8 protein-coding genes are annotated in these 6,790 nt (G+C 71.2%); all 8 read right to left on the reverse strand.

Annotated elements, in window-relative coordinates; all coding sequences use genetic code 11:
* A partial coding sequence (locus ACOJSN_RS16885) for an Ig-like domain-containing protein (RefSeq protein ID WP_420113657.1) occupies positions 1-1,630 on the reverse strand: 1,630 nt, incomplete at its 3' end.
* A gap of 238 nt (positions 1,631-1,868) precedes the next feature.
* A complete protein-coding gene (locus tag ACOJSN_RS16890; protein ID WP_420113664.1) occupies positions 1,869-2,195 on the reverse strand; it encodes a zf-TFIIB domain-containing protein in 327 nt (108 codons plus the stop codon).
* Positions 2,196-2,277: 82 nt separating this feature from the next.
* Positions 2,278-2,751 (reverse strand): SufE family protein, encoded by a 474-nt coding sequence (locus ACOJSN_RS16895; protein ID WP_420113658.1) that lies wholly within the window; start codon positions 2,749-2,751, stop codon positions 2,278-2,280.
* Between the two features lie 18 nt (positions 2,752-2,769).
* A complete protein-coding gene (locus ACOJSN_RS16900; protein ID WP_420113659.1) occupies positions 2,770-3,669 on the reverse strand; it encodes a sulfurtransferase in 900 nt (299 codons plus the stop codon).
* 84 nt (positions 3,670-3,753) lie between these two features.
* The gene (locus ACOJSN_RS16905) at positions 3,754-4,188 is read right to left on the reverse strand and encodes a MaoC family dehydratase (RefSeq protein WP_420113660.1); all 435 of its coding nucleotides are present in this window, start codon (positions 4,186-4,188) and stop codon (positions 3,754-3,756) included.
* Positions 4,185-5,297, reverse strand: coding sequence for an acyl-CoA dehydrogenase family protein (locus tag ACOJSN_RS16910; RefSeq protein ID WP_420113661.1), 1,113 nt, complete (start codon positions 5,295-5,297; stop codon positions 4,185-4,187). Before ACOJSN_RS16910 ends, ACOJSN_RS16905 begins: the two co-directional genes overlap by 4 nt.
* A 2-nt stretch (positions 5,298-5,299) precedes the next feature.
* A complete protein-coding gene (locus ACOJSN_RS16915) occupies positions 5,300-6,100 on the reverse strand; it encodes an enoyl-CoA hydratase/isomerase family protein (protein WP_420113662.1) in 801 nt (266 codons plus the stop codon).
* 1 nt (position 6,101) lies between these two features.
* Positions 6,102-6,790: TRAP transporter large permease subunit (locus tag ACOJSN_RS16920; protein ID WP_420113663.1), on the reverse strand; the 689-nt coding region annotated here is incomplete at its 5' end.

A 6,790-nucleotide genomic window follows, 5' to 3' on the forward strand; every position in this document is an offset into this window, starting at 1 on the left:
TCTCGCACCCCTCGATCGACACGCCGGCTCGCGTGAACTGCACCGTTCCTGTGGGCATCTCATCGCCGGTGACGACGGCGGTGAGGGTGAGGGGGGCGCCGGGCTCTCCCTGATCAGGATCGGCGGAGAGCCCTATCCCGGGGATCAGTGCCTCGATCGTGATCTCAGCCTCACCGGTGGCGGGTTGGTAGGACTCATCGCCGCTGTATGCGGCAGTCAGAGTGTGCGCGCCGACGCCGATCGTCGATGATGAGCACTCGGCTGTGCCGTCCGACTGCACAGGCACGCCTTGACACCCTTCGATCGGAGTGGCGCCGACGGAGAAGTCGAACGATCCGGTCGGCGCGAGCATCGGCAGCCCGGTGACCTGGGCGGTGAACGTCACCGTCTCCAACGGTGTGGCGGTGGTCGCATCGACGCTCAGCTCGACGTCGGGCTCGCCGCGTTCGACGACCTGGTTCCACACCACGGAGACCGGTCGATAGATCGTGCTTCCGCTGTAACTGACCGTCACCGCATGCGACCCGCCCGTGAGGTCGGTCAGCGTGCACTGGGCAACGCCTACGTCGCTCACAGGAACGGACTCGCACCCTGACCCCGCCCAGGAGAACGAGGCCGACCCACCCGGCGTGCCCGCGGGTCCTCCGAGCGTCAATGTGTAGGTCACGGGCTCGCCGAGATCAGCCGTCGGTCCGGGAACGGCACTGAGCTGCACCGATGGCAGCGCACGAACGTAGGAGATGACGATCCGGCCTTCGCCCGGCTGGGTACCGGCGGTGCCCGAGACCTCCTCAGCCGACGGCGCGGCGTAACCGGAGCCGCCGCCACCCGGGCCGCCGACACCGGCGCCGACGCTCGGCGAGCCGCTTCCCCCGCCGCCCCCGTAATACCCGCCGCCACCGCCCGCGCCGCTCACGGCTCCCCCGACACCTCCGGATCCTCCAGCTCCGACCAACAACGGGGACGTGGTGGGACCGCCCCCGTTCGCGCCTTCGCCACCACCCGTTCCGGTGCCTCCTGCTCCTGCGGCATCGGAGCCGGCCGACACTCCGGCGCCGGCACTGCCACTGACTCCCCCACCGACACCGACACCGGCGCCGGCGCTTCCGCTACCGCTCGCGGCTCCGCCACCGCCTCCAGCAGCCAGCAGGAGCTCTCCCGATTCGCTGAACAGGTACGATCCACCGCCCCCTCCGGCAGCGGACCAGAGACCCGCCGAGCCTGCGGTGCCACCGCCACCGAATCCGCCAGACCTCGGCGTCGCACCCGATCCGCCGGCGGCACCCGCCGAGAAGTCTGCTTGCTCGCCGACGCCGCCGACCAGCACGGTCAGTCTGTCGCCGGGCTCCACAGTGAACGTCGCCGTCGAGCTGCCACCACGGCCACCGGGCTGCACAAGAGTGCCACCGACCACCACGTTGCCGCCGGCCGCCCCTGACACCGTCACGCTGATGCTGCTCACACCCGCCGGGACGGTGAAGGACTCCGGTGCGCCGCCGGTCGTGAAGACGACCTCACAGCTCTCGTCGGCGCACTCCGTCGACGCCGCCTGGCTCTGCGGTGGCTGCGCGAGGGCACCGATCGCCACCAGGAGGAACACGAGCGCGCTGCGTCGCAAGAGGGGGCGCATGGGGCACCTTCACATGAGGTCTGCGGATGTGACAGGCGTCCCACCCTGCGGCAGACCCTAGCGCCCCGGAGCGCACACAAGGTAGACGCGTCAACATGCGGTCAGCGGCGGAAACTGTGTGTGGTCCGGATCCACGAGCACCTGCTCGCGGTCGCCCCACTACCCCTCGGCCACGATGCACGCGGAGCCACAGGTTGACGGCGCCTCGCGCGGATCGCTCGGGCCAGCTGCGCGGCTCTCAGTCGAAGAGGTCGCTGAGCCAGCTCTCGCGGCGACGCCGCGGACGGCGTCTGACGTAGCCCCATTCATCCGGCGATGGGGCCGACGGCGCCGAGTAGCCCCGGCGGTCGGCGTGCCGCCGATCCTCGACCGGCGGGGTGCCATACAGGGGCTGTGCCGGGAGGGTGCTCGCCGCAGCCGGTCCGGGCTGGCCGAGCGACCGCTCGATGATCTTGTCGAGCTCGCCGCGGTCGAGCCACACGCCGCGGCACTGCGGGCAGTAGTCGATCTCGATCCCGCTGCGTTCGCTCATCACCAGCGTGGTGCCATCGGTGGGGCACTGCATGGACATCGCCTCCTTTGTCTCTGCCGTGCCAACGACCCACGACCCACGAGGGTTCCTGGGGCTGTGCGAGCGCCCGACGGCGTCAGGTCGCCTGGGTCTTCTCCCTCACCTGTCGCTTGATCCGGCCCAGCATGCCGGCCATGCCCCGCAGTCGCAGAGGGCTCACGGCGCGGTCCAGGCCCAGGCGGTGCGGCACGTCGTCGGGAACCGCGAGCACCTGCTCGGCGGTCAGCCCAGCCAGCCCCTCGGCCAGGATCCCCGCGAAGCCGCGGGTGGTCGGCGCCTCGCGCGGGGCGCTCAAGAACACCGAGACGGGAGCATCGAGACCGACCGAGGCTGCGCCGTCGGGCACCCCGACCTGCACGGCCAAGAACACGGGTGACTGACACTCGGGGACCGGCTCCAGCAGGTCCGGGTGGTCGGCGTAGGAGGCGGGCAGCTCGGGCAGGCCCTCCGCGAACTCCAGCAGCAGCTGCAGCCGGTCGGGCTCAGTGAGCGCCTGGAAGTCGTCGACGATCGCGGCGAACGCCCGCGGCAGCTCGGCGTCAGCAGTCATCCCTCGAGCCTACGGCGCTCAGCGCTGCGGCGGCTCACCCGGCTGGTCGCCGGTCACGATCGGCACCCGCACGGCGTTGCCCCACTCGGTCCAGGAGCCGTCGTAGTTCTTGACGTCGCCGAACCCGAGCAGGTGCTGCAGCACGAACCAGGTGTGCGAGGAGCGCTCGCCGATGCGGCAGTAGGCGATCACCGGCTCGGCGGGGTCGAGGCCCTTCTCCTGCTGGTAGATGCCCTCGAGCTCGGCGCGGGACCGGAACGTGCCGTCCTCGTTCGCGGCGCGGGCCCACGGAACCGACTGGGCACCCGGGATGTGACCACCGCGCAGCGCGCCCTCCTCGGGGTAGTCGGGCATCGTGGTGCGCTCGCCGGAGTACTCGGGCGCCGAGCGGACATCCACGAGCTGACCGCCGAGGAAGGCGAGCACGTCCTCCTTGAAGGCGCGCACGGGGGCGTCGTCGCGCTCGATCACGGGGTAGTCCGCCGGCTGCGGGTGAGGCACGTCCGTGGTGACCTCGCGACCCTCCGCGATCCACGCCGCCCGACCGCCGTCGAGCAGGCGGACGTCCGGGTGACCGAACAACGTGAACACCCACAGGGCGTACGCAGCCCACCAGTTGTTCTTGTCGCCGTAGATGACCACGGTGTCGTCGCGGCCGATGCCGCGCTCGGACAGCGCGCGGGCGAAGGCGGCACCGTCCACGTAATCGCGCGTGACCGGGTCGTTGAGGTCGGTGTGCCAGTCCAGGTGGACCGCGCCTGGGATGTGGCCGGTCGAGTACAGCAGCACGTCCTCGTTGGACTCGACGACGGCGAGGCCCGGCTCGCCGAGATGCTGGGCCAGCCAGTCGGTGGTGACCAGTCGCTCGGGGTGGGCGTACTCGGCGAGCTTCGCGGCGGTGTCTGCGGGGAGAGCCATGCGTTCAGTGTGTCACCCGGACACGGCGCGGCCGGCGACGAGCTCGCCCGGCCCAGGGGGTGGACCTGCGCGCGAGGGTGCGGCTCAGTCGCCCTCGCCAGGCGGGTAACAGTAGAGCAGGTGCTCACCCACCATGCAGAGGCGACCATCCTCGGTGCTCACGCGCATCTCGCTGCGGGCAGTGCGCTTGGCCTCGTCGATCGCGGTCACCACGTAGTCGACGCTGACCGTCTGCCCGAGCATCACCGGGGCGAGGAAGCGCACCTTGTCGTAGCCGTAGGACAGTGCCAGCAGACCGTGCTCGGCGCAGAGCCGGGCCGCCGCCGTGGAGGTCAGCGAGAGCGTCAGCGCTCCGTGCGCGATCCGGCGTCCCTGCGGCCGCGTGCGCATGAACTCCTCGTCGATGTGCTGCGGGGCGAGGTCCCCGGTCAGCCCGGCGAACAACGTCACGTCGGTCTCTCCGACCGTCTTGCGGAACTGCGACCGGGCGCCGATCTCCGGGAAGCCATCGGTGCTCACGCGCTCATCTCCTTCGCTGCCCGGCGACCGAGCATCGTCTCGTGGATCTCACTGGTGCCGTCGAAGATCTGCATCACCTTGGCGTCGTTGTGCAGCCGCAGCACCTCGGACTCCGCAGCCAATCCCTGCGCGCCGAACACCTGCATCGCCTCGTCGGTGTGGCGGCGGCTGGCGTCGCTGGCGAACAGCTTGGCCATCGAGATCAGGTCGCGGTCACCGCCGTCGCCGGCGGCGAAGGAGTCGACGGCAACCAGCGTCAGCTCGCGGGCCGCCCGGTAGTCGGTCCACATCCGGCCGAGCTTGGCCTGGATGCTGGGGAGCGCGGCCAGCGGCTTGCCGAACGCCTCACGTGTGCTCGCCCGGGTGGCGGCAAGCTCGAGGGCGCGGTGCATGATCCCGCACGAGTACGAGGCCGCCTCGATCCGCGCGAGATTCAGCCCGTCCATCATCCCGAGGAACCCGTCGCAGTCGAGGGCGTGGTCGGCCGGCACTCGGACATCGCGGAACGTCAGGGTCCCGTTGGGCATGCCCGCCAGGCCGGACAGCGCAGGTCCGTGGGCGCCGCTCGCGCCCGGCAGTGCCATGTCCACGACGAGCGCGACCGTGGGTGCGTCGCGCCCGTCGTGGCCCTCCTTGGCGAGCACGATCACGTAGTCGCTCACCGGCGCCAGGCCCACCCAGCACTTGTCACCCGTGAGCAGGTAGTCGTCGCCGTCGCGGACAGCCACGGTCGAGAGGGCGCGCACGTCCGTTCCTGCGTGCGGCTCGGTCAGCGCAAACCCACCGAACGCCCGGGCCGCGAGGGTGTCGGCGAGCCAGCGGTCGCGCACATGCGGGACGGCGTACTTGACCAGCAGGTAGGCGTGCAGCCGCGCAACGCTCGTCGACACGGCGAGCGCCGGAAGCGCCCGCGCCAGCCGCTCGCTGGTCTCGTGCGCGAGCCGACCCCGTGAGAGGTCGAGGTCGGTCCCGGTCACCAGCAGCGACTGCAGACCGAGCTCGGCGAGCTCGACCAGCGCCGTCGGGAAGAAGTCCTGCCCCAGCTCGGGGAGCCGCTGCTCGCACCATGTGTCGAGGGCGGCCAGCACCACCGCGTCGTCGGTCGTCACCGTCACTGCTCCTTCGTCTCCTCGGTGCGGGGTTGGCCGAACCCCGCGGTCGCCGCCCGGAAGTGGTCCGTCGCGAGCAGCGCAGCCACCTGTCCGGTCTCCGCGATCGCATGGATGCCGCGGGGGTTCTCGTCGGCGTCGAGGAGCGCCTTGGCCCGTGCGATCGCCGACGCGCTGTTGCCGGCGAGGACCTCTGCGAGCTCGGCGGCGCGGCGGTGCAGCGCCCCGACGTCGTCGAGCACCTCCGAGACCAGACCCAGTCGCGCGGCGGTCGCCGCGTCCATGACCTCACCGGTCAGCACCATCTGCCGGGCGCGGGCCGCACCGACCGCCTCGGCCAGCCGCCAGGTGCCACCCCACCCGGGCAGCACACCCACACCGACCTCCGGCAGACCCAGCCGCGCCGAGGCGACCGCCAACCGGATGTCGCACGCCAGCGCGAGCTCGAGGCCGCCGCCGACAGCGACGCCGTTGACCGCCGCGATCACCGGCAGCGGCGACCGCCGCAGCCGGGTGATCACCCGGTGCCCGGCCAGGTTGTCGGCGCTGAACTCGTGCGGTGCGCTCGCGCGCACCTGCGCCAGGTCGGCCCCGGCGCAGAACGCCCGCTCGCCTGCGCCCGTGAGGACGAGCGCGCGTGTGCCCTCGGTGCTCTCGGCCCACGTGATCGCCTGGTCGAGCGCGGCCAGCAGGCCGCGCGAGAGCGCGTTGAGCTTGCGCTCGCGCTGCAGCGTGATCCATGCGGCGGAACCACGCACCTGCGTGGTGACGAGCTCGGACTCGGGTGCGCCGTCGTCGTTCATGTCAGCCTCCCAGCAGGTTCGGCAGGAACAGCACGATCTGTGGGAACGCCACACAGAGAAGGATCACCACGACCAGCACCAGGAAGAACGGCGCCATCGGGCGGATCGCCTTGACCACCGGCACCTTGCCGATCGAGGAGGCGACCAGGAGACAGATGCCGACCGGTGGCGTGATCAGTCCCAGCGCCAACGTCATCACGGCGACGATCCCGTAGTGCACCGGGTCGATGCCGGCGAGCACCACCGCGGGGCCGAGCACCGGGATCATGATGGCCATCGCAGGCAGTGCGTCCATGAACAGGCCGATCACGAACAGCACCAGCACCACGAAGGCCAGCAGCGCCCAGGTCGGGACGGTCTCGAGCGCACCCTCCACGAGCAGTGGCACCCGATACAGCGTGAGTGCGTACGCCAGCACCGAGGCAGCCGCGAGCGCGAACAGCGCCGTGGCCGTCAGCTTGGCGGCCGAGACCAGCACCTCACCGAGCTTGCGCAGCCCCACGTTGCGGTACACCACCGCGGCGAGGACGAGCGAGTAGACCACCGCGACCAGCGCCGCCTCGGTCGCCGTGACGAGCCCGAACCGGAATCCGCCAAGCACCACCACGACGATGCCGAGTGCCGGCAGCGCACCCACGAGCGCCTTGCGCACGCGGGTACCTTCGAACCTGCCCTCGCGCGGGAAATTCT

This window comes from Pseudactinotalea sp. (assembly GCF_048594945.1).
GTDB lineage: Bacteria > Actinomycetota > Actinomycetes > Actinomycetales > Beutenbergiaceae > Pseudactinotalea.